This is a genomic window from Paenibacillus azoreducens, assembly GCF_021654775.1.
In the GTDB taxonomy this organism is placed as follows: Bacteria; Bacillota; Bacilli; order Paenibacillales; family Paenibacillaceae; genus Paenibacillus_AQ; species Paenibacillus_AQ azoreducens.
In genome coordinates, this window is the sequence record NZ_AP025343.1 from 495,887 (window position 1) to 518,881 (window position 22,995).

At 50.0% G+C, this 22,995-nt stretch carries 16 protein-coding genes; 5 read left to right on the plus strand and 11 right to left on the minus strand.

Annotated elements, in window-relative coordinates:
• Nucleotides 1-173: 173 nt before the first annotated feature.
• The 6 genes from L6442_RS02150 to L6442_RS02175 form a co-directional block, all read right to left on the minus strand.
• A complete protein-coding gene (locus tag L6442_RS02150) occupies nt 174-1,499 on the minus strand; it encodes a 6-phospho-beta-glucosidase (protein WP_212978364.1) in 1,326 nt (441 codons plus the stop codon).
• A gap of 178 nt (nt 1,500-1,677) precedes the next feature.
• The gene (locus L6442_RS02155) at nt 1,678-2,691 is read right to left on the minus strand and encodes an N-acetylglucosamine kinase (protein ID WP_212978363.1); all 1,014 of its coding nucleotides are present in this window, start codon (nt 2,689-2,691) and stop codon (nt 1,678-1,680) included.
• A 135-nt stretch (nt 2,692-2,826) separates the two neighbouring features.
• Nucleotides 2,827-3,834 (minus strand): LacI family DNA-binding transcriptional regulator, encoded by a 1,008-nt coding sequence (locus L6442_RS02160; protein ID WP_212978362.1) that lies wholly within the window; start codon nt 3,832-3,834, stop codon nt 2,827-2,829.
• Between the two features lie 134 nt (nt 3,835-3,968).
• Nucleotides 3,969-5,360, minus strand: a complete 1,392-nt coding sequence (locus tag L6442_RS02165) for an ABC transporter substrate-binding protein (RefSeq protein WP_228101329.1) — start codon at nt 5,358-5,360, stop codon at nt 3,969-3,971.
• Nucleotides 5,361-5,413: 53 nt separating this feature from the next.
• Entirely contained in the window at nt 5,414-6,298 is an 885-nt protein-coding gene (locus tag L6442_RS02170) for a carbohydrate ABC transporter permease (RefSeq protein ID WP_194233504.1), read from the minus strand.
• Nucleotides 6,295-7,152, minus strand: a complete 858-nt coding sequence (locus L6442_RS02175; protein ID WP_194233536.1) for a carbohydrate ABC transporter permease — start codon at nt 7,150-7,152, stop codon at nt 6,295-6,297. Before L6442_RS02175 ends, L6442_RS02170 begins: the two co-directional genes overlap by 4 nt.
• 499 nt (nt 7,153-7,651) lie before the next feature.
• Between L6442_RS02175 and L6442_RS02180 the strand changes: the two genes are divergently transcribed.
• On the plus strand, nt 7,652-9,061 hold the full coding sequence (locus L6442_RS02180) for an MATE family efflux transporter (protein WP_212978361.1): 1,410 nt from the start codon (nt 7,652-7,654) through the stop codon (nt 9,059-9,061).
• 753 nt (nt 9,062-9,814) lie between these two features.
• Nucleotides 9,815-10,528 (plus strand): DsbA family oxidoreductase, encoded by a 714-nt coding sequence (locus L6442_RS02185; protein WP_212978360.1) that lies wholly within the window; start codon nt 9,815-9,817, stop codon nt 10,526-10,528.
• Nucleotides 10,529-10,801: 273 nt separating this feature from the next.
• On the opposite strand, the gene L6442_RS02195 is transcribed toward L6442_RS02185, so the two are convergent.
• Together L6442_RS02195 and L6442_RS02200 are read right to left on the minus strand one after the other, a co-directional pair.
• The gene (locus L6442_RS02195) at nt 10,802-11,323 is read right to left on the minus strand and encodes a universal stress protein (protein ID WP_212978359.1); all 522 of its coding nucleotides are present in this window, start codon (nt 11,321-11,323) and stop codon (nt 10,802-10,804) included.
• Nucleotides 11,324-11,385: 62 nt separating this feature from the next.
• Nucleotides 11,386-12,435 carry a YeiH family protein gene (locus tag L6442_RS02200; RefSeq protein ID WP_212978429.1) on the minus strand — a complete coding sequence of 350 codons (1,050 nt, stop codon included), beginning with the start codon at nt 12,433-12,435 and terminating at the stop codon, nt 11,386-11,388.
• Nucleotides 12,436-12,761: 326 nt separating this feature from the next.
• On the opposite strand from L6442_RS02200, the gene L6442_RS02205 reads away from it, so the two are divergent.
• The gene (locus L6442_RS02205; RefSeq protein WP_212978358.1) at nt 12,762-13,652 is read left to right on the plus strand and encodes a LysR family transcriptional regulator; all 891 of its coding nucleotides are present in this window, start codon (nt 12,762-12,764) and stop codon (nt 13,650-13,652) included.
• A 447-nt stretch (nt 13,653-14,099) separates the two neighbouring features.
• Here L6442_RS02205 and L6442_RS02210 read toward each other — a convergent pair whose 3' ends face one another.
• On the minus strand, nt 14,100-15,155 hold the full coding sequence (locus L6442_RS02210; protein WP_212978357.1) for a serine hydrolase domain-containing protein: 1,056 nt from the start codon (nt 15,153-15,155) through the stop codon (nt 14,100-14,102).
• A 236-nt stretch (nt 15,156-15,391) separates the two neighbouring features.
• On the opposite strand from L6442_RS02210, the gene L6442_RS02215 reads away from it, so the two are divergent.
• The gene (locus L6442_RS02215) at nt 15,392-17,773 is read left to right on the plus strand and encodes an Ig-like domain-containing protein (protein WP_237100183.1); all 2,382 of its coding nucleotides are present in this window, start codon (nt 15,392-15,394) and stop codon (nt 17,771-17,773) included.
• Nucleotides 17,774-17,895: 122 nt separating this feature from the next.
• On the opposite strand, the gene L6442_RS02220 is transcribed toward L6442_RS02215, so the two are convergent.
• Nucleotides 17,896-19,662: a hypothetical protein gene (locus tag L6442_RS02220; protein ID WP_212978356.1), complete on the minus strand. Its 1,767-nt coding sequence runs from the start codon at nt 19,660-19,662 to the stop codon at nt 17,896-17,898.
• A gap of 37 nt (nt 19,663-19,699) precedes the next feature.
• On the minus strand, nt 19,700-20,635 hold the full coding sequence (locus tag L6442_RS02225) for a hypothetical protein (protein WP_212978355.1): 936 nt from the start codon (nt 20,633-20,635) through the stop codon (nt 19,700-19,702).
• Nucleotides 20,636-21,198: 563 nt separating this feature from the next.
• Here L6442_RS02225 and L6442_RS02230 point away from each other — a divergent pair.
• Entirely contained in the window at nt 21,199-22,971 is a 1,773-nt protein-coding gene (locus tag L6442_RS02230) for a vWA domain-containing protein (RefSeq protein WP_212978354.1), read from the plus strand.
• Nucleotides 22,972-22,995: the final 24 nt, after the last annotated feature.

Here is a 22,995-nt window from a genome sequence, read left to right on the forward strand (position 1 = left end):
GGGCTGAACGATCCGTAACCGCAGCGGTCACCTTGCACAATGTCAAGAACTAATTTCAGTATTGAGCCATATTAGGAGCCAAATGAATACGGGACGATCATGAAAAAACAACAGCCCTGCCGCGGGATAAATCCGGGCAGGGCTGTTCTGTTAGCAGTATGCATCACTTCTAATTAAGCGTTAGCGGCAGACTTTTTGAAGAACTGCGGCAAATATTCCTTATTGGCCTCCAGCATTTCATCCAGCATCTTGATCGCGACTTCAACCGAAGGCACCAACGGATGATGCGCCATCGCTTGGATGGCCAGGCCGCGGTCGCCGGTGACGGCGGCGTCAATGGCAAGGCGTTCATACGTTTTTACCGCATGAATCAATCCGACAGCCATCGGCGGAACCTTCGTCAAAGGCAGCGGCAGCGGGCCGTTTTTCGTCACGACGCAGTTTACTTCGATGCTGGCATCGTCAGGCAGGAAGTCGATGATGCCTTTGTTCGCGACGTTTAATGTCTGAATGTCATTCGTTCCGTTATACAGCGAACACATCAGGTTGACGGCAGCTTCGGAATAAAAGGCGCCGCCGCGTTGTTCGAGCTGTTTTGGTTTTTCATTCAAGTCAGGATTATTGTACAACTGGAACAGCTCTTCTTCCACGCGTTTCACGACCTCGGCGCGGTTGCCGCCTTTTTCGAAGGATTCCAGCTGCTCTTCAAGCATCGCATCGGTCATGTAGAAGTATTTCAAATAATATGAAGGCAAGGCGCGCAGAGATTGCAGGAATTCCGGATTCCACTCTCTGGCGGGCACGTTTTTCGCGCTGTAGCCGGCAGTGTCGGTCAGCATTTCATCCAGCTTGTCTTCGCCGTTCACATCGATCCGCGTGATCCAATGCAGGTGATTCAAACCAACGAACTCGGCGTAAATGCGATCCGCTGCCACGTTGTATTTGGAGGATACTTGCTTGATCAGCCCGATCGGGGCATTACACAAACCGATGCTTCGCACTTTGGTATATTTCAGGATGGCTTCGGTAACCATGCCTGCGGGATTCGTGAAGTTCAGCAGCCAGGCATTAGGAGCCAGCTCCTCAATATCGCGGCAAATGTCGAGCAGGACCGGAATCGTCCGCAGCGCCTTCATCATGCCTCCAGGCCCCGTCGTTTCCTGGCCGATAACGCCGTATTTCAAAGGAATGGATTCATCGCGGCCGCGGGCATCCAGCATGCCGACACGCATTTGGGTGCTGACGAAGTCCGCGCCTTTGATCGCTTCGCGGCGGTCCAAGGTCAGATGAACCTGGATCGGCAATCCGGATTTCTCGACCATCCGTTTGGCTAAATTGCCGACAATGTTCAGTTTGCGTTGTCCGGGCTCGATATCCACCAGCCACAATTCACGTACAGGAAATTTGTCGTAGTTGAGAATGAATCCCTCAACAAGCTCCGGAGTATAAGAAGACCCGCCGCCAATTACCGCTACTTTCAATCCTTGTTCATTTGCCATTTTTCGCACACACTCCTTATCTGGATCGTATTGAAATCATATTTCAAGCTCCGTGAAAAATCTGGAAATAGATTCGGAGCCAACTACCCTATTGCAGTAGAACTAAATCTTTTTTTGAACGTCTTAAGCCTTGAAAAATGAAATTCCGATAACGCCAGGAGAACTTTCCTTCATTTGATTAATCTGCATCAGCCGCTGTCTTTCCGACCATCGGCTGAATATGCTCAAAATCGCGGAAGGTCTGCATTTCCTTATATACTTCCGGGCTAATTTCAAGGCCGTCCGCTTCCATGGCCGACCATACGGCACCGACAACCGGCTCTGTCGACAATGTTACGATGGTTGCATTCGGAGCGACAGGAGCCACCGCTTCTTCAATTTTGCCGCGGATCCAGCCGCGATCTCCCCTTGTTAGCAGACTTCCGGCCAAAACAACGTCAAACGTCTCCTTCTCCATGCCGAGCTTGCGAATAACGGCAACAGCCGATTTTCCCAGCTCGATGCCTTGGTGGCTTAAAATTTCCAAAGCTACGGCATCGTTTTGTACAGCGGCTTCGAACAGAAGTTTTACCGCATGCACAGGCACGCGTTTGTTATGGTCCTGAAAGTCGTTGAACATATCGCTTACGCTGTCGTATCCCAGAAATTCAAGCAGCAGCGGCGTCAGAAGCGTTGCCTGTTCACGGCCGTCCCAAGAGCGGATAACGGAACGGAACACTTCGATATTAAGGGAGCCGCCACCGCCAAAATCACCGTACATATAATCGAATCCGCCAACCTGGATATGTTCGCCCTGCGGGTTGCGTCCCGCGGAATTGGTTCCCGTACCGCAGATCAAAGCCACGCCGTATGGGCGGTTGGTGCCTGCCCGCAGGCCAATCATGGTATCGCAATTAATCGAATAATTCCGCGTAAACCCGATTTCCTGAATCAAAGGATGCAGGATGCGATAATCCACTTCGCGATCAGCTCCGGCCAATCCAAAGTAAGCATGCGAAATGTCATGAATCTGAAGATCCGCTTCCGCTAGCGCGCCTTCCGCCGCCGCACGGATGCTTTGCGCGGCAGTCTCACGGTCAATCTGGTGGTTCCCGTTGCCGCCTACGCCTTTGCCCAGCACCCTGCCGCGGTCATCGGTCAGCAGAGCGTAAGTTTTGGTTCCTCCCCCATCGATCCCCAAATAGTAACTCAATGGTCGTCACTCCTATAAAGGATATATTTTTGTGTGTAGATTATAAAATTCGAACTTTCAGCGGAGCGCAGGCTGAATCATTCTATAATCGTCAGGTCAAACCACCCCGCCTGGAGTGGTCTGCCTGCTAGAAATTTAACCCGACGTTTCCTCCGCTGGCGTCACAGTGGATTCCCTCACGATGAGTTCGGGATCGAGCCGTACGCTGGCCCCGCGTTTCATCGTGCCGTCCATCCGTTTCAGCAGCATATCCGCAGCAGCAAGTCCAATCCGGTCCGCAGGCTGGCGCACCGTCGTCAGGTACGGATGCAGCTTCGAGGATATATCCTGATCGTCATAACCTACGATGGCAACCGAATCAGGTACATGGATGCCTGCTTCCATAAGCGCATTGGCGACACCGAGCGCGATGTTATCGTCGCCGGCAAATACGGCGGAAGGGAGGCGGCCCTCACGGAGCCATCTGCGGCAGGTGTCATAACCAAATGCGATTTCAAACTCGCCGGTGAGCAGCTCGAATGGCGCCAAGCCTTGCTCCTCCAGTGCTTTCAGAAAGCCGCTGCGGCGTTCCTTCGTACTGCGGAACATGTTATGCCCGCTTAGATGGGCGATCGAGGTATGGCCCAGATCAAGCAAATGCTTTGTCGCGGCATACCCCCCTTTGAAGTTGTCGACCGTGACCGAAAACGCGTCATTCTCCGGTTTCTGGTTGTCGATCAGGACATACGGGATATTGCGGCGCTTCAGTTCCACGATATAATTGTCTTCTTCCATCGGCGAGAGCAGGATCAGGCCGTCTACGCGGTCTTCCTGAATCAGATAATGGGCTTCATCGGACCCGATGCCGGTAGAGACCGAAACGGCGAGAAAATAACCGTGCAGCGCGAGCACCTCGTTCAGCTCCTTGACGACGGCGTCGAAGAAGGAATCCTGCAGGGTGGTGACAATCAAACCGACGATCCCCGTTTTCCCGCGGGCCAAACTGCGGGCGGCGGCATTCGGGCGGTAATCGAGCTCCTTGATGGCTTCCAGCACTTTTTGCCTGTTTTTTTCGCGCACGGTTTCAGCGCCGTTTAATACGCGGGATACGGTCACAACGGAAAGTCCTGATTTTTTTGCTACATCAAATATGCTAACTTTCATGATTTATTCTCCTTGCGGCAGATTTTCCGTACATTTTTACATGAGCTTAACAATAGTATACATGTACGAGCCCTGGCCGCGAAGCTAATTTAACAGATGCACCGCCCCTTTCGGGACGGTACATGCTAAAGCCGTTAACGTTTGATAATTTCCGTAACCTTTTTCTGAATGATCGGCATGACTTCTTCGACGGTTTTATGTCCGGTTTCGATCGGCTGCATCTCGTTGATGAACATGTCATTGATTTGCGAATAGTTGGTGACCAGATGGTTATAGGACTCAAATCCGTATTTTACCGCGCCTTCATAAACCTTTTTTACGTCAGCAGGATCGATGCCGTCGAAATGCTTGTAATAGGCTTCTGCGGCTTTCGTATTTACAGGCGGGTTGCCGCCGCTCAGATCGATGGATTTTTCCTGAACTTCGTCGCCGACCAAATATTTGATCCACTCGAAGGCTTCCTTCGGATGTTTGGAGCCTTTCAGGATCATCAGCGGATCGACGAACAGCACGCTGCGCACTTTGTCGTTGCCGCCGGCCGGCACGGCTGCCACGCCGACTTTGAACGGGAAGTCGTTGGAGCCGGCAAGGCTCCAAGAGCCGCTGACGGTCATTCCGACTTTTCCGGTGACGAAGGCATCGCCGTTTTGGCCGGCTACGCTTTTGCTCCATTCGGTTGTCGGGGAGACCTTGTCTTTCAAAATCAAATTAAACAGTTTGTTATAGGCAGCGATCACGTCCGGAGAATCAAAATGAGTTTCGGACGGCACGCCGCCGTTCGTCCAGGTATCCTCAGAGTAAGGCTGAACGCCAAAATACAGTGGACGCATATCGCGCTCAGACCAGGTAAAGTCCACGCCATATTGCGTTTTGGTGATGTCGTCGGACACATGCGTCAGTTTTTTCGCATCTTCCACCATTTTGTCGAATGTCCAGCTCTTATCTTCGTAATCGCTTGGAGGATAAGGCAAGTTAGCGGCGTCAAACATGTCTTTGTTATACAGCATCAACGTGACGTACATATTGACCGGAATACCGTACGCATGGTCTTTTACCGTGTAGATTTTCATCAGATCTTCCGGGATGTTGTAATCGGATGCTTTAAAGCCGTCTTCTTTGATGATGTCGTTCAAGTCGAGCAGCATATCTTTGTTGTAATATTCCGCGAAACCGCCGTAGCCGTAATGGCTTGTGACGTCAGGCGATTTGCCGCCCGCGATCAAGGTTTGCAGCTTGCTGTCGAACTGCTCGTAAGGCGCCTTTTCCAGCTTGACCTTGATGTTCGGATGTTTGGCTTCAAAATCAGGAATCAGCTTTTCGATAAAGGTGCGGTCTTCCGAATCGATCGTGTAGTGCGTAATCGTAACCTGTTCGCCGGAAGCTTCCTTTTTGCCGTTATCGCCTTCAGCCCCAGGAGCCACATCGCCGGCCGATTTGCCGCCGCTGCAGCCGGATAAAGCCAGCGCCAGAAGCATGACCGACGAAAGCAAAAGCGTAAAAGATTTTTTCATCCCTTTCTTTTTCATGAACGTTAACCCCCATATTTCAAGTTTATTTGCCGCCACTCGCGACGGGGTCTTTACTTGATGCCTGTTAGTACAATACCTTCCACAAAACGTTTCTGCGCGATTGCAAACAGGGTGACGATCGGCAGCATGGCGAGCACGGAGGCAACCATGAGCAGATGCCACGGCGGAATGCGGAACCGCGATGAAGTGAAGGAAGACATGCCGACCGGAAGCGTGAATTTATCCGACGAGCTTAAGTAGAGCACAGGTGTCAGAAGGTCGTTCCAGCTGTAGATGAAGGCAAAGATGGCAACGGTTGCAAGTGCAGGCCCCGAAAGCGGCAATGCGATTTGGCGCCACATCCGCAGCTCGGTGCAGCCGTCGATGCGCCCTGCGTCAAACAATTCTTCAGGTAAAGTGGCAAAAAACTGGCGAAGCAAAAAGATGTTGTAAGCCGATCCGAAAAATGAAGGCACGATCAGCGGCAGGAAGGTGTCGAGCCAGTTCAGCTTGGAAAACAGAATGAACTGCGGAATCATGATGGCCGGATAAGGAAGCATCATGGTGCTGAGCATCAGCATGAACCACATATTGCTGCCTTTGCCGCGGTACCTGGCGAACCCGTATGCCGCAAGCGATGACGAGATCAGCGTGCCGACCACAGTCAAAACTCCGATAAGCAAGCTGTTGCCGTACATTTGGCCGAAGTTGAGCGTCTCGAAAATCTCTTTATAGTTGCTCCACTGCCAGGATTCCGGCAGGAATGTCGGAGGAAACTTCAAAAGTTCCTTTTTCGACTTGAGCGAAGTCGAGACCATGAAAAACAATGGCAGCAGCATCAGAAAGGTGGTGACGATCAAAGTAATGAAGCTGACAATGCTGACGGCATCGAGTTTGCGCCGGGGTTTCTTTAAAGAAGGCGAAGCGGTAGGACCGGCAGCGGGAATCGTACTCATTTGCGTCCACCTCCTTCATAGTGAACATAACGATTCGAGAATTTCATGATGAGCCCCGTAAACAGCATGACCACGATCAGCAGCACCCACGCGAGCGCGGAAGAGTATCCTGCCCGGTATTCCTTGAAGGCGCTGGTGTACAAGTTGTAAACATAGAACCAGGTCGAGTAGTTCGGTCCGCCTTGGGTCATGACATAGGCTTGGGTAAATACCTGGAACGAGTCGATGATCCCCATAATCAGCTGGAACAAAAGCACCGGCGAAATCATCGGAATCGTGACGTTCAGGAAAATCCGGAATCGTCCCGCGCCATCGAGCTTGGCGGCTTCCACCAGGCTGGCAGGGACCCCCTGCAGCCCCGCGAGGAACAGGATCATGCCTGTACCCGCCGTCCATAAGGACATAATGATCAGCGCGTGAAGCGCATATTCCGGGCTCATGAGCCATGATGGACCTTTTATGCCGAACCAGGACAGCACGTAGTTGAAAAGGCCGATGGACGGGTTAAAAATCCAATACCATAAGAGGGACATCGCTACCCCGGAAACCATGCTCGGAAAATACATCGCGGTGCGGAAAAATCCGCGGAACGGTATCTTCTGGTTGAGCAGGAGCGCAAATCCGAGCGCCAGAAGCAGCTGGACCGGCACGCTGATAAACGTATACCGCAAGGTGACCCCGACGGATTTCCAAAACAGGTCATTGTGAAACATCTCGGTGTAATTCGCGAGTCCGACAAATTTCGGCGGGTGGATAATGTCATAATCCGTGAAGCTGTAATAAAGCGATGACAGAATCGGATATAAGGCAAATACCAGGAACCCGATCAGCCATGGGGAGATGAAGAGATACATATAAAATGTCTGCCGCCGGCTTTCGCGATGGGTCACGGAAACACCAACCTTTCTAATTGTTCTAAAAATTATAACGCTTTAACTTTTAGAGATATGTACCCCTTTATATAAAAGGTTTCATGAGATGTTAGCGTTTTAAAGTTAAAGTGCTTTAATTTTCGAATCCGGCCTGATGACATAATCATAGAGGATGATTTCGCAAGAATCAACTCTTTTTTTGCTCGAATGTAAGCGTTCACCTAAGCCGGTTAAAACGGAAGTGGACCAGACATGCGTCAAAGGCTTGCGCAGAGCGGTTTTTGGCTGATTTTCAAACCCGGTATTTTTTAATAAAAATCTTTAAAAGAATTTTCGGAAAACGACTGTAATTTACAGAAAAGTGTGCTAACATACCTTTGTTTTTAAATAATTGAAAGGGCTTAGGTCCGTCGATATGATGGATCGAAAGACCCCGATTGAATATGACAAATCCTGAAGGAAGAAAGGTGATTTCTGACTTATGACTACACATGCCGCTGATGCTTCGGAACGGTCAGAATCAAAACGCCTCAGTCTAGTACATTTAACCTGGCCGATCTTTCTTGAATTGTTCCTGTTCATGTTAATGGGCAGCGTGGATACATTCATGATCAGCTCGGTTTCGGATAATGCCGTGTCCGGGGTGGGCGCAGCCAATCAGATCATATCCATAGCCATTCTTTTGCTGGAAGTGATCGGGAGCGGAGCCGCGATCGTTGTAGCGCAGTATTTGGGTTCCAAGAAAAAACTGGAGGCCGCCAAGGTAACGGGAAACGCTTTGACGCTGAACCTGGCCGTGGGGATTCTTCTAAGTATCATCTTCCTGGTGTTTGGGGGACATATGCTGCGGCTGCTGAACGTACATGGAGATATTTTCGTTTATGCGCAGTCGTATATGCAAATCGTCGGGGGCGGGATTTTCCTGCAGGCGCTCATCAACGCGCTGGCCGCGACGATCCGGACCCACGGATTTACCAAGGAAACGATGGTTGTCTCCCTTCTTATGAATATACTGCATGTGGCTGGCAATTATCTGCTGATTTTCGGCCATCTCGGATTCCCCGCCATGGGCGTTGAGGGAGCGGCCATCTCGACAGTGTTCAGCCGTCTGGCATGCCTGTTGATATTCTTCTGGCTGATGTATCGCGTAATGGAGGTCCGAGTGGAGTGGAGGTACTATATCCAACTTTCCAAAGAGTATGTTCGAAAAATACTAAGCATCGGCATTCCGTCGGCTTTTGAAAATATTGTATATCAGGTGTGCCAGCTGATTTTTACGCTTTATGTGACTTACCTGGGTGCCGAAGCCATGGCTACGCGGCAGTATGCCAACAATATTTCGATGTACATTTATTTGTTCAGCATGGCGATCGGGATGGGCACGGCGATTATCGTCGGCCACTATGTCGGCTCGCGCCGGAATCAGGACGCCTATACGCGCGTGTTTCAAAGCGTCAAATGGGCTTTGGCCGCTACAGTCGCCATCGATTTGATCATTATAGCGTTCCGGGTTCCGCTGATGAGCCTGTTTACCGATAATATGGCGATTATCCGCATGGGGGCGCAGGTGCTCCTGCTCAGTATCCTGCTCGAAACGGGGCGGACGGTCAACATCGTTATCATCAACTCGCTCCGCGCTTCGGGCGATGCCCGTTTTCCGGTTTATATGGGATTGATTTCGATGGTGTGCATGTCGCTGCCGCTGGGCTATTTTCTTGTGTTCCGCCTTCATCTCGGCCTGGCCGGGATATGGCTCGCCATCGCCGCCGATGAATGGACCCGTGCCGTTATTATGTATTTCCGGTGGAGGAGCCGGGCTTGGGAGCGCCATGCGCTTGTTGAGCCAGTAGAGCCGGATCCGGTTCCGGCGACCGCAACGACTGCGGGCTAAATGAAGCCTGGAATAATTCAGTCATTTAATCCATTTCATAATACCCATTCAGGGTACAATCTTTTTCAGACAGCTGGTCATGTGAAATAGAGTAAAGCCTGCGAAAGTACATCCTTTTCAGGTCTTTGATGGTGTGGGACGCGAAATTGTTGCGAAAGTGCACCAATTTAATTATGAATCCTCCGTTTATGCTCAAAAGGTGGAAAAAAGATGCACTTTTGCAAGCTTCTTAGCCATCATTGCCTGGAACGCTAAAAATAGCTGCACTTTTGCAACTTTCCGGATGGAGATGGAGCAGGCCGTTCATTTTTGTTATATAAATCTTCATAAATCAAAAAAGCGACTTCAAGTGCGTGTTCAAAAAGGTCGGTTTTCAGCACCGAAGCTTATGCTTTCGATGTGCGTTTTTTCAAAACGCTTCAGTTGAATGAAGATAGGGACTAAGGAGCGGAGCTAAACGTTTTCGTAGAAAAACGACATCGTAAGCATCTGCTTGTAGTAGGTACGTGAGCACCGGAAGGCATTCCATAAGGCCACTGTTCTAATACCCGTAATTATTCATTATGAAATTGATTGATTTATTGGATAGGATTTTTCAAGCTTGCGAAAAACAAACACTCAATATATAATGTATATAAAATAGTTACAGTTAGCAGGTAGGAGATTCCTGCCTTTCTTTTTAGTTTATACTGTGTATAAAAAAGTATCAGTTAGCAATAATCTATATTTACATCATCCCAAGGAGGAGTACGAATGAAAATTGAGGTTTGGTCTGACTTTGCATGTCCGTTCTGTTATATCGGCAAGCGGCGGTTTGAGGGAGCTCTGGAACATTTTGAACATAAAGATGAGGTTGAGGTGGTTTTCCGCAGCTTCGAGCTCGATCCGAATGCGCCGCGCAAGACGGAAGAAAACATGCACAGTATTTTGGCTTCCAAGTATGGCATGAGTTATGAAAAAGCAAAAGAGATGAACGATAACTTGACCGAACAGGCCAAGGCAGTGGGTCTAGATTATTATTTTGATACGATGCGGCCTACCAATACGTTTGATGCTCATCGTTTAACGCATTGGGCCGGCGAATTCGGCAAACGTTACGAAATGACCGAGCGTCTGTTCAAAGCTTATTTTACAGAATCGGAACTTCTGGGCGACCATGCGGTTCTGGCGCGTTTGGCGGGCGAAATCGGACTTGATGAAAAGGCAGCCGCTAAAATGCTCGAAAGCGATGCATATAAAGAGGATGTCCGCGAGGATGAAGGCCAATCTTCCAGACTGGGGATCTCGGGCGTGCCGTTTTTTGTGGTCAACCAGAAGTACGGCATTTCCGGCGCCCAGCCGGAGGATGTGTTCGTGAATGCGCTCGATAAAATCTGGAAGGAAGAGCATCCGCTCACGATGGTGGACGGCTCGGATGATCTGGCATGCAAAGACGGTTCCTGCGCGCTGCCAAACGATAAGGAATAACATACGCAACAGCCGTAAGGAAGCAGAATTCCGTGGTTATAGAAACCGTGGGAAATCTGCTTCCTTTTTGTGATTTGTTGTGTGTGTTTCCGACGACAAGACAATCAAAGCCTTCAACCGGGGCGGACTCTTGCAGATCGAGTGCTTTACCCCGGTGTATCCCCTTAGCGATATCATACAGAACTACATCGCCAAGCGCCTTTAGTAAAGTCAAATGAGCCGTTGTTGCCCCGACATTTCCACTGCTCACATTCGTCATTTTCGGTTTCTTCATCATTGATGGCCGTCGTTTATATTCAACGAGTCCTGTTTAACCACGAGAACGGGAATACGGGACTCCTTCACCAAACTTTCGGCGAAGCTGCCGAGCAGAAGATGCCTGATGCCGGTCAGCCCGGTATTGCCCGTGACGATCAGATCGGCGCGTTCTTTGTCTGCCAGCGAGAGAATGGATCTGGTCAGGCTGCCGCGCATAAAAACGCCTTTGAACGGCACATTCCGTTCTCCGGCCATGAAACGCGCCGCGTCTATGCCTGCCAGGCCGTACATGACTTCTTCCTCCAATTCGGCATAACGGTGCCAGCGATCTTCGGAGATGATTTCATCTTCTCCGTCATAGTCTACGAAAACCGCCGTAAGTCGGGCGTCCGTCAGACTGGCGAGCTGCACTGCGTGACGCGTCGCCTGAATGGACGGGGCCGATCCGTCTACCGCTACCAATATCGAGCTGTACTGGATTGGAGGGAAGTGCAGATGCCCTTCCTCCAGCCATCTTTTGGCGATTGGACTGATCATTGGGACCACGCTCCTTATAAGTTGGTATTATGCGGAATTTCAGGGTATAAATTTGCAGGTGTTTACGCAAGATGCAACAGGTGAACCAGTGCGAATCCAAGGCAGGATAGCAGTACCGATCCGATGAGTCCGGCGGCAAACGACTTCATGCCCAGTCTTCTGAACGTAACCAGATCGACATTCAGGCCAAGTCCCGCCATCGCCATCGCAATCAGCATATAAGCGCATGTAACGATAAAATTCGCTGCCGCGCCAGGAATAATGCCAAGCGAATTGATGCCGCTTACGGCAAGGAAGCCAAGAATGAACCAAGGGAGCGGAACGGATTTCCATGAGGATTTCGAGCTTCCTCCTTGCGCCTTGCGTTCCGCCCGGCCTGCCCAAATGCCGACCAGAATGGCGACGGGAACCAGCAGGGCAACCCGCGTCAATTTCACGATGACCGCCATATCGACCGCATTGCTGCCGCCCGGCGCCGCCGCTGCGATCACGTGGGCGATTTCATGCAGCGTCGCTCCCGAGAAAATGCCGTATCCTAATGGAGAGAAACCCAGTATGGGATACAAAAAGGTGTACAGCAGCGTGAAAATGGTCCCCAGAATAGCAACCATCGCCGCTCCAATGGCGGTTTCATCATCTCTGGCCTTGATTTGGGGAGCGATTGCAACGACGGCGGCGGCGCCGCAAATGGCAGTTCCGCAGGCCGTCAGGATGCTGAGCCGCTTCTCCACTTTGAACAAACGGGCCAATCCGTAAACGACCGAAAGCGTAAATGCAATGACGATCACGGCGATCAGGAATACTTTGGGTCCCGCATGAACGATATCCATGAGATTAAGCCTCATCCCGAGCAGGATAATCCCGAGGCGGAGCAGCTTTTTGCTGGAAAAATTCGTTCCGGCCGCCAGGACTTCCGGTACACCGACAATAGCTCTCCAGACGATTCCGATCAGAATGGCGATCACCAGCTGCCCCATAATGCTCAGGAACGGAATGCCTGCCAGAAATTTAGCGATAACGGCAATGATCAGGGTCAATCCGATTCCAAGCAAAAAGCCACCTAAATTTTTTTGTTCTCCCTGCGGTGAGCGAAGCTCTTGTGATTGGCCCATATTTTTAACCCACTCCTTCATCTTTTCGCCTCCCGGATTTGTTCCAAACCCGGCTGGTAAGGCATCTATATCGGATTTTGCAAAATCCTGAAAATAACATGCATGTTTACAACACCAACTATAGGATGCGGCGTCTCTAAAGTGAAATACGAATATGCAATCCTTAGCATTACGAAAAGTTATAGCTTGCGGTTTGCGCCGGGATTGTTCATGATTTGCGTAAGGACAATCGTGATTTCAGTCATGAGTTGTCGATGATTTGAAAACAGGAATATGTGGTTGGTATCCAATTTTGAAGTTCGTTCGGATGGCGGAGGTGTCTGAAAATGATGGTAGATACGTTAAAGGTGTTTGTGATGGTAGCGGAAATGAGCAATTTCTCCAGGGCGGCGGAAATGCTGTGCATTTCACAGCCTGGAGTAAGCCAAACCATACGAAATTTAGAACATGAATTCGATGTCAAGCTGATGCACCGCTCTTCCAAGCACGTTAAGCTGACGGAAGCGGGCGAAATTCTATACAGCAAAGCGAAACAAATTCTGGAGATGTACGATGCCGCCAAAGAGGAGATACATCTGCTTCGGAATGAAATTACGGGATCGCTCAAAATAGGGGCGAGTTTTACGATCGGCGAATATATTTTGCCGCGGCTACTGGCCGAATTCATTGATGAGTACCCCCAAATCGAAATTCAGACCGTGATCGGGAATACGGAAGAAATCGAGAGGGGAATTCGCTTAAATGAGCTCGGCATCGGGCTGGTTGAAGGCGAGGTGAACCATCCGGACCTTCTGGTTAACCCGCCGTTTATGGAGGATGAAATGGTATTGGTGGCCCCTCTTGATCATCCGCTCTGCTCACGGAATGCCATTCGGCCGGAAATGCTGCAGGATCAGTACTGGGTCTTCCGGGAAAACGGATCAGGCACCCGGGCGTTCACCGACCGGTTCATTCAGGATTCGAAGCTAAGGGTACGGCGATCTTTGGTATTCAACAGCAGCCAGGGAGTAAAGGAAGCGGTGGCAGCAGGCCTGGGGATGACGCTGCTTTCGCGCTGGGTTATCCGCAAGGAACTGGAGGCAGGGGAATTATGCTGTATTCCGATGAAGGGAAAACGGTTTGCGCGGGACTTCTTTATTTTACAGGACACCCGTTCCATTAAGGGAACGATGGCGCTTAAGATGTTCATGCAAAAGCTGAGACAATTTAAAATATAGCCCGAAACAACAGGAGGAGGGTCTATTCCCTCCTCCTCAGATTGCAGAGCAACCCTGTCCTTGTTAAAGGAACAGGGTTGCTTGCATTCCAAATCTTTATGAAATTCTGGAATGCAGGGATTATCCCTATTTCTCAAGGCCCTGCTCGCGCTTCTCAGCTTATCTGAATGCGCCTGACGAAACTGGGGAGCGTTAAAGGTGCAAATACGCTGCCGATCCAAGTCTAACGAAACTACAAATCGTTATTTGCATGAAATACGGTGAAATGAACCCCGATTGAGCTAAATAGCGTGTCCCAGTTTCGTTAGTAGTGTTAGAGGCTCTGTTTTGCCCGAATAGCGATTATGAGTTTAGTTTCGTTAGCTTGTTGGTCAAGTCTAGTCAAGTCTAGTTTCAGCCGTTAACACGGTAGGATACAACCCTTGGTTTGTCCGAGGGGCATAAGAGTTAATCGATCGTTTTGGTCAGGGCGCGAAGCAGCTCGAAACCGATTTCATCCACATGGTTTTTCTGGGGGCGAAGCCGGGAAAATAGCTTCAGCGCAAAGTCGCTATTATTCGCGAGGACAACGACCGCCATATTTTTTTCGCGGTGGAAGCCGATAAAGCTGTTCGACCCGAAGGTTCCCCCGTTATGCCAATGAATCTTGTCATGATAGACCCCGGTCCGGATGATCCAGCCCAAGCCAACCTCCTCATTGCGGCGGATACGGCAATTTGGCTGTTGGGTTTCCTTCATGGCGGCAGTCACTGCCGCGGCTCCCAAGCCGACATTGGCTTTGGCGAACTGCAGCAAATCCCTTGCCGTGGTGCGAAGCCCTCCGGCTCCCGCCAGAATGCCTAAGTCCCAGTGCGGAACTTCCTTTCCGTTGGCGGTATACACGGGGAGGAATCTCTGCTGCTGGTCCGGATTCAATTCGAATGCAGTGTCTTCCATGAATAGCGGGCGGCAAATTTCATCCCGTACCAGTTCCTCCAGACTTCGGCCGGTGCAGCGGGTAAGGATATAGCCGAGCAGACCTCCTCCAAAATTGGAGTATGCAAACCGCCCGGGCGCTTCGGGCCGGCATTGGAGCAAATCCTTGAGCAGATATTCCTCCGAGTAGTGCTCGTAGGGATTCAATTTGTTGGTAACGACGGATCTCAGACTGGCCGGAAGGCGGGGGAGACCGGAAGTATGTGAACCAAGCTGTTCAAGGGTGATTGCGCTGACTTGATGGTTTGATGAGCATTCAGGTATGTATCGGCTGATCGGATCCGTCCGTTTCAGCTTGCCCTGCTGTTCCAGCAAGGTTAGCAGCGTATTTGTAAAAACCTTGGTGATGGATGCGCCTTCATAAATTGCCGAAGCATAATCGAAGCCTTGCGGCTGGCCATATCCCCAGCAGTACTGGTTGCCATGCTCCAGGATGCCGACGGTCAGGGTCAATGGTGATTTCCGGCCATAATGCTCACGCACCAGCGCTTCGGCCTGTTTTATGATTGGGGGCTCGGTTGTGATCATAGAATGGACACCTCCAATATATTAGACGTGCATGATTTGGAATAGTTGTTCTCGCAAAGGGATTTTTTCAGTCAAAAATATATCGCGTAAAAGAAGCAGGGAAATCGAGGCAATAATCCCCACATTTTCGAAAAAAAACTCAAAAAACATCGAAAAAAGCTAAAAATCATCACCCGCTTGACCGATATGTGATTTATGATGGGTTTATCAAAAAAAGGAATTGGAGGGAATTTACATTGAAGAAGCTTCAAAAGATGCTGGTCATGTCGCTGGTTATGGCGTTATGCATGGCGTACTCCGGAGTCACTTGGGCGGCTAATCTGGCCGATTTGACCAAGCTTGTTCTTTCGAAGTCCCAGGTCACGCTGGAGATCGGCGATACGGCATCTGTGACAGCGACAGCCGTTTACAAGGATAATTCAACTGAAAATGTGACGATAAAATCAACCTGGACGAGCAAAAACAATGCGGTGGCTACCGTATACAACGGTACGATTACCGCGGTGGGAGAAGGTACCTCGACCATTTCGGTCGTGTACGGCAGCGAATCCCAGTCGGTGCAGGTCACCGTAACGAAGAAAGTCAAAGCCCTTACGAAAGATGTGCAGAAGCTCGATCTGAAAATGAGCGACAGCCCAACGATCCAATTGACCGCAACCTATACGGACAACTCGACAGACACAGATGCTTCGAACAAAGCGGAGTGGACGGTTGATGACAACAACGTGGTTTCGGTCGTTAACGGTAAAGTAAAACCGGTCGGTTCCGGTGCAGCGACCATCACGGCAACTTACGGAAAGCAATCGGTTACGATCCCTGTTACCGTGGAAATGGTTAAGCGATTGGACCCAAGCAAGACGCAAGTATCGATGCTGGCCAACGAGAACAAGACCGTTAAGATCACCCTGAAAGCCACCTATCCCGACGGGGACGTGAAGGAGGATGTGGCGGCGCAAGCCGAATGGAGCTCTAGCAGTCCGACGGTAGCGGACGTGATCAAAGGGGAAATCACTGCTTACGGTCCTGGATCGGCGACGATTACAGCCAAATACGGAACCAAGACGGCAACGATTCAAGTGGAAGTCGACAAGGCGATCCGTTTGCAGGCAAGCGAGCAAAATATTTTTCTGCATGCCCATGAGTCGCTGACAACGCCGATTAAGCTGGAGGCTGTTTATCCGGATAAAGGCGCCGTAGATATTACGAAAGATGCGGTATGGACATCCAGCAACGAGAAAGTAGCCTTTGTAAAGCAAGGGGCGGTTACGGCTAATGAGCCGGGTACGGCTGTCATTACGGCCAAATATGGCGATAAAAGCGTAAGCATCAACGTGGACGTCGATGTGCCGCGCCACCTGGATATGGTAGACAAAGTGGCTCTCAGCCTGAGCGGAACGAAAACGCAGCAGCTGGAACTCACCGCAACCTATGCCAATGGCCAAACGGAAAAAGTGCAAAGCAAGGCTGAATGGAAATCCAGCAAGGAGGATGTCGTATACGTTTCAAACGGCATGCTGACAGCCTACAAGAAAGGCGAAGCGGAAGTTAGCGCCACATATGGCGGCGTAACCGTCACCACCCGTGTTGCGGTGGACATGCCGCTTAAAATCGATATTGCTGCGAAAAAGATCTCTTTGAAGATTGAAGGAACCTATACGGCAAGCCTTGTGCTTGATTACGGCGAAGGCAAACCTGCGGAGCAGCTGACGGATAAAGTGGAATGGAGCTCCAGCAAGGAAGCTGTGGCCAAAGTGGATGAAAAAGGCGTCATTACGGGCGTCAGCTCAGGTACAGCCACGATTACCGGGAAATATGAAGGCAAAACATACACGATGACCGTTGAGGTAGGCCTGGTCACCGATTTAACTTCACCGCAAAGCCTGATCATCATGTCTACCGGCGATAAAAAGAAAATTGAATTGAATGCCGTAAACGATCCCGATTCTTCGGATGGCCTCAATAAAAGAGCTACCTGGAAATCCAGCAGCCCTTCCATTGCAAGCGTGGACAGCGAAGGTGTCGTTACGGGGATGAAAAACGGCAAAGCGACGATTACGGCGGAATACGGCGGCAAAAAGGTGACCATACAGGTCGAAGTCGATGTCATCTCGAAAATTAATGCTAGCGTGGATTTTGTTTCCTTGAAGACTGTCGGCGACGCCAAAGACAAAACAGCTACGGTCACCATCACTGTATCCTTCAGTGACGGATCCACCAAAGATGTTAGCTCCCAAGCGACTTGGAGCACCTCCAATTACAAGGTTGCTTCCGTATCCGGGGGCAAAATCACAGCTGTTGGCAGCGGCAAAACAACGGTTACGGCCAAATACGGCAGCAAATCCATCCGGATTCCGGTACAAGTGGATACGATGAAATATTTGCAAACCAATGAAGTTAGCCTGAATATGACCGTGGGCCAAACGTATAATTTGGTTGCAACCGCCACGTACGGCGACGGAAGCGAAGTGGATGTATCGAAGCCGGCCATGTGGAAGTCCTCGCGTATTTTGACCGCGACCGTCAAAGACGGCGTAGTTAAAGCAACAGGCAAAGGCAAAGCGACGATCACCGTTTCGTTCGGAGGCAAATCCACCAAAGTGGTCGTCAATGTTAAATAAATTAAGGATTAATGTTATGAAATAAAACACGGGCAGCTCAAGAAATGTTCTTGGGACTGCCCGTTTTTGTATCCGGATCATTCACGAGAAAATGGTGTTTCCATTCCAACATGAGTCGGTTCCTATTCCATCATTTCCACCTCAAAAACAGGTACTGTGACGAGTTCAGCGGATGGATCCCCGCCAGGATAAACATCTTCAAATTGGCTGAAACGGCCGATGACCGTTACGTTCATCCCTGCAAAGAAATTGTAGTTGCCGTGCAGCTTTACATAAGAGTTGCCCATTTGCGCCAAAGCTTCTCCTTCCCCGCCATATACGATTAAGCTGGTGAAGCGTACCTTTTCATTGGAGTGCGCAAGCAAGTCGTCTACGGAGATATCCGTGTAATCTCTCATAAAGCTTGAAAATTGGTATCTGCCGCCCTGGTACGTGTAGATGGCATCCTGCGACTGGCTTCCTTCCCCATCCACGCTTTCCGGATTCGTAACAAGCAGCGATTGATCGGATTGTACCGTATACCCATCAGCTGCAAAATAGAAGAGCTGGGACATGCTGCCGTCACGGACCTCATAAGCCGCATATAGCGCCTTTCTGGTGGCGGATTCCCCTTCTACGAGAATCACCGGCACTGTTTTTGTGCTAAGCGATTTTTCGATGGAAATCCCCCGGATCGGGATATTGGAAGGGAATTCCTGAGTAAACGCCATTTGTACGGACTCGTCAGCATTCATTTTGGCAAAATAAAGGGTATTGCGATCATCCGAACCGATGGCATAAGCACTTCCTCCAAACCGGTCGCCGCCGCCGCTCACATGATAGAAGTTTTTGGTCGGGTCTGCTTGCTGCAGCAGCCGCAGCGGATCATGCGCCGTCCATGCGAGTTTCGTTTTTTTCACTTCATCGCTTGTATCCATGTAGACGGAAAGCGCCTGATAGATGGCGATGGCCCCTTCATAGTCGTTATTTTTGGCCTTCCGCTGTGCGGATGCAATCCATTTTCGGATTTGCCGGTCGATTTCTTTCAGCAAATTCGATTTGATTCCTGCGCTCTTTGCATATGCTTCATATGTTTTGGCATGGAGGGCGTAGTTTGCGATTTGATCGCCGCGGGCATCCTTGCTTAAAATGATGCGGGCAAGCTCCTCCGTTTTGTTTTTGACCCATGGAGCTTTCCAATCCCTCGCTTGATACTGGCTTAACAGGGTCTCCGACAGGTTCAGAAATTCTGAAAATTGGCCGTTTCCGGCCAGCTTGGACATCAGTCTTTCGTCAAACTCCTTGAATTTAGCGGTAAGATGCTTTGTTTTTTCTTTTTCTCCCCCGTAAAAGGCGTACGGAATCGCCAGCAAATTCCACTTGGACGAGGCTTCATCCGTCGCTCCGCGGTTTAGCTGATCCTCTAACTGTCGTTCGAACATAACTTTAAACGCTTGGAAATAAAGCGTAATATCATCCGAAAGCCCATAACTTGCCGAAATCTTCGGATAATAATCCGCAAACCGGCCGCCATTGCCCATGTATTCTTTTTTCGCGTTTTGGAGCTCGCCGTACACCTGGAGGAAGCCGGTGAAATCCTGGCTTGAACCTGTCTCTTTCACGCGTTGAGCCAAACGATCGAGCGCCTGTTTCATAAGGGTAATGGGTGTCAGCTCTTTTAAACGCTTTGCGATAAGATCTTCTTTATAATGAATGGCGTTATTGCCTGCGGCCTTCTGATACCATTCCTCCGCTTGAAGCAGGTCGTTTTCTTGATAATAACGTTCAGCTTCTTTGACCCAAGTCATTTTGCGGTTGATATCGATTCCCTTCATTCCGATCAGGACCAGGATGGCGATACAGAACAAAATGAGAAAATTACGCAGGGTCAGCGTATTTTTTATCGTCATATATTCATGGCCTCTTTAATAAAATTTGGACACATGCCTATTCCCAATTTTGAAATTCGGGATCCCAACGGTATTTTTCATTATAAATGGCGGAAACTTCGTCGCGCAGTCCGTTCCACGACTGGTTCGGATTGCGGCGCACCAGCCGATACAGCCGGAGGTAGCGGTCTTTGGGAAGTTTGCGGGCATACCGGAGGATAAACTCGGGATATGCGTCAACATAGGTTTTCATGCGTACGGTAGCGCCCGCGACGGCTGTCATGATGTTTTCGCCGTTTTTCATGTGCAAAATTTCATGCTCGTACGCCAGCACGTACCGGATCGCTTGGTGCTTAATCAGCTCGCGCTTGATTTTGGCCAGCTCTCCGATGTATTCCGCCAGGGCCGGCTCGAAGTTCTCCAGCATCAGCGGTTCGAGCACAAGTTCCATGTCTTTGCGGAGCATAAACGACTGGAGCAGCATGATTTGCTGCAGCCGGATCCGGTCATTGTGTACGATCGTGGCGATTTCCCGCAAAATTTCGTACCCGAGCTGCTCATCATCCCGAATGGCGGCGGAGGCTGTCGTAAGATTCAGATAGATGCCTTCGATAATGCGGCGTTCGCTGCTCCGCAGCAGCCTGTTCAGTTGGCGTCTCGTTTCGGGCTCAAGCATTTTGCGCTGGAAGCGCCAAAGCAGCACTGTCAAGGCAATGCCGCCGAGCAGGCATGAAACGATCTGCAGAAAGGTCTGGCTGAACAATACGGCTATAAGCGTCATCGCTAGAGCGATCAGCCGCTCGTTTTGCATGGAACGTTTGGCGTTGATGCGGGCTTGGTTCATGACAGGAATCAGGGCCAGCCTGCCGCAGTTTGCGCACTTATCTTCCCACAGCACCGTGTACGCGCCGCAATGTTTGCAAACTCTTAACTTTTCATAGGCATATCTTGTCTTATAATAGGGGCGCAGGCGCACCGGTTTTTTCTTCGTCATGATGTCTGATCACCCCTGGGGTTCGAAATCGTCAACAATGTTTCATCAAGATCCTCGGACGTGGGCGCCTTTTTCTGTCTATTAAAATAGATAGCGATTTTTATCACAATAAAGAGAAACAAAATGCCGAGGCATCCGTATGCAATCATAATTCGGGTTCCTTTCTGGGGGGGAATAAATTAAAAAAATATGATTAGGACTATTCTCCTAAATTCCGTATGAAAGGCGCAGTGATTGAACTTTGCCAGCATTAATTATATCATAATATAAAAGTATTGGCAGTTTTTAGTCGCCTTGCCTGCGGCTGCGCCAGTTCGTAGGAAAATGAAGCAAACTTATCGTTGTCGTCATTTTACCGTGTCACTGGAGTCATAGTTTTTAAGATTTCCGCTTTCATAGAACGGCTTGAGCTGGACAATGATTTGTCCGTTGGGAAAGTGCATCTTTTGGAGAATTTAGTCGAATTATGGTTTTCTTAAGGATTTTTTAAGACTTTTTTCCTAGAGTATAAACGAAGATTAAAAAAATAGTTGAATTTACTTGAGAAGGAGTAACGAAAATCTATGTTTCGAAAAAATAAAATAGCACTCAGTCTGCTGCTAGTCGTCCTGCTGCTTCTGCCTGAAGGATTGCAGCCAGCGGCGGCAGCGGCGGCACAGCAGTCGTCCCATATCGACGCCGTGCTGGTCATGGATGCGAGCAACTCCATGAAAACCAGCGACCCGCACCATCTCAGTGGCGAAGCGATGAAAATGTTCATCGATATGCTGTCGGCTCAAGGCGACAAGGTCGGCATCGTCTCTTATACCGATAAGATCCAGCGTGAAAAAGCGCTGCTGGAAATTCAGTCCGACGCGGACAAAGCCGATCTTAAACAATTTATCGATCAGATTGACCGGGGAGCGTATACGGATATTTCCGTCGGCATGAAGGAAGCGGTCAAGGTGCTCAAGCAAGGGACGGAAAAAGGGCATGAGCCGATGATCGTGGTCCTCGCGGACGGCAACAACCAGCTTGATCCGAAGTCCGGCAGAACCGAAGCGCAGGCCGATCGGGAGCTGAGCCAGGCGGTTAAGGAAGCGGGCGCCGAAGGCATTCCGATTTATACGATTGGACTGAACGCAGATGGCAAGCTGAACAAAAAGGCTCTGGCCGATTTGTCGGATCAGACCGGAGGCAAGTCGTTTTCGACAAGCTCCGCTGATGATCTGCCGCATATTTTGAGCGAAATTTTCGCCAGCCACCAGAAGCTGAAAATCCTGCCGGTCACTGCGATTACGGCCAACGGCAGCTATCAGGAAGTCACGGTGAATGTTCCGAATGCGAATGTGCTCGAAGCCAATATTTCGCTGATGTCGAGCAAACCGGTGGATGTGAAGTTAACCGATCCATCGGGCAACAATCAACCGATTCCGTCCGCAAACGTGCTGCGCTCCAAGTCGAAAACTTATTCCCTGATCAAGCTGCTAAAGCCGGAGCAGGGCGACTGGAAGCTGCAGGTGAAGGGCGTTCCGAAGGATAAAATCGATATCAACCTGATCTTCAACTACGATCTTGAACTGGACATGGCGCCCCTTGCGTCGAAGTCCGTCAAGAAAGGCGATACGATTGACATCAATGCCTATTTGGTCAGCAATGGCCAGAAGCTGAAAGATAACGGGCTTTATCAACATATGAACGGAAAGCTGATCGTCAAGGATCTCGATTCCGGAGATGCGAAAGAAGTGGAACTCGCCAACAAAGGGGACCATTTCGAAGGTACTTATACCGTCGAGGCAAAGCATCAATATGAACTCAAGGTACGCGCCGAGGATAAAAGCTTTTACCGCGAATCGAAGCCGGTAACCATCAGCGCAAAAGCTGGCGGCGCGGGAAGTGCGCCCGCAGCGGGTCAGGAGGAAAAGAAACCTTTTCCAGTATGGCCCGTAGTGATTGGTGCCATTGTTCTGGCCGCTTTGGCTGCGGCAGCCTACTTCGTTTTGGGAGCGGTCCGCAAAGCGAATAAAGGTTTTGTGGGCCAGATGGTTGTGGAGATCCGCGACGAGAACACGGGCGAAAAAACATATCCGCAGTACAAGAAGCTGACCGGCTTCAAGGGCAAGTTCAATCTGCATCAGCTGCTTCAGCTGGCGCCGGAACTCAAAGAAACGGATAAGGTGATTTTTACGCCGGGCAAAAACGACCGCTTGATGATCCAAAACAATTCGGCGTGCCTGATCGAAAAATCGGGCCGGGCGGTGGATGCCTCCCGCGGAGCGGAACTTAAAAGCGGCGACCGCCTTAGCGTATCGCTGCCGCAAGTGGATAAGACGATTTTGATTGAATATTTGGTTTAAGTGCGAGTATTCGGACATAAAAAA

Excerpts from the sequence above, each read along its gene's own strand:
- L6442_RS02175 (WP_194233536.1), bottom strand. The coding sequence starts at position 7,152 with ATGTATCTCTTCATCTCCCCATGGCTGATCGGGTTCCTGGTATTTGCC.
- L6442_RS02160 (WP_212978362.1), bottom strand. The coding sequence starts at position 3,834 with ATGAAAGTTAGCATATTTGATGTAGCAAAAAAATCAGGACTTTCCGTT.
- L6442_RS02205 (WP_212978358.1), top strand. The coding sequence starts at position 12,762 with ATGATGGTAGATACGTTAAAGGTGTTTGTGATGGTAGCGGAAATGAGC.
- L6442_RS02220 (WP_212978356.1), bottom strand. The coding sequence starts at position 19,662 with ATGACGATAAAAAATACGCTGACCCTGCGTAATTTTCTCATTTTGTTC.
- L6442_RS02185 (WP_212978360.1), top strand. The coding sequence starts at position 9,815 with ATGAAAATTGAGGTTTGGTCTGACTTTGCATGTCCGTTCTGTTATATC.
- L6442_RS02200 (WP_212978429.1), bottom strand. The coding sequence starts at position 12,435 with ATGGGCCAATCACAAGAGCTTCGCTCACCGCAGGGAGAACAAAAAAAT.
- L6442_RS02210 (WP_212978357.1), bottom strand. The coding sequence starts at position 15,155 with ATGATCACAACCGAGCCCCCAATCATAAAACAGGCCGAAGCGCTGGTG.
- L6442_RS02170 (WP_194233504.1), bottom strand. The coding sequence starts at position 6,298 with ATGAGTACGATTCCCGCTGCCGGTCCTACCGCTTCGCCTTCTTTAAAG.
- L6442_RS02195 (WP_212978359.1), bottom strand. The coding sequence starts at position 11,323 with ATGATCAGTCCAATCGCCAAAAGATGGCTGGAGGAAGGGCATCTGCAC.
- L6442_RS02165 (WP_228101329.1), bottom strand. The coding sequence starts at position 5,360 with ATGAAAAAGAAAGGGATGAAAAAATCTTTTACGCTTTTGCTTTCGTCG.
- L6442_RS02230 (WP_212978354.1), top strand. The coding sequence starts at position 21,199 with ATGTTTCGAAAAAATAAAATAGCACTCAGTCTGCTGCTAGTCGTCCTG.
- L6442_RS02180 (WP_212978361.1), top strand. The coding sequence starts at position 7,652 with ATGACTACACATGCCGCTGATGCTTCGGAACGGTCAGAATCAAAACGC.
- L6442_RS02150 (WP_212978364.1), bottom strand. The coding sequence starts at position 1,499 with ATGGCAAATGAACAAGGATTGAAAGTAGCGGTAATTGGCGGCGGGTCT.
- L6442_RS02225 (WP_212978355.1), bottom strand. The coding sequence starts at position 20,635 with ATGACGAAGAAAAAACCGGTGCGCCTGCGCCCCTATTATAAGACAAGA.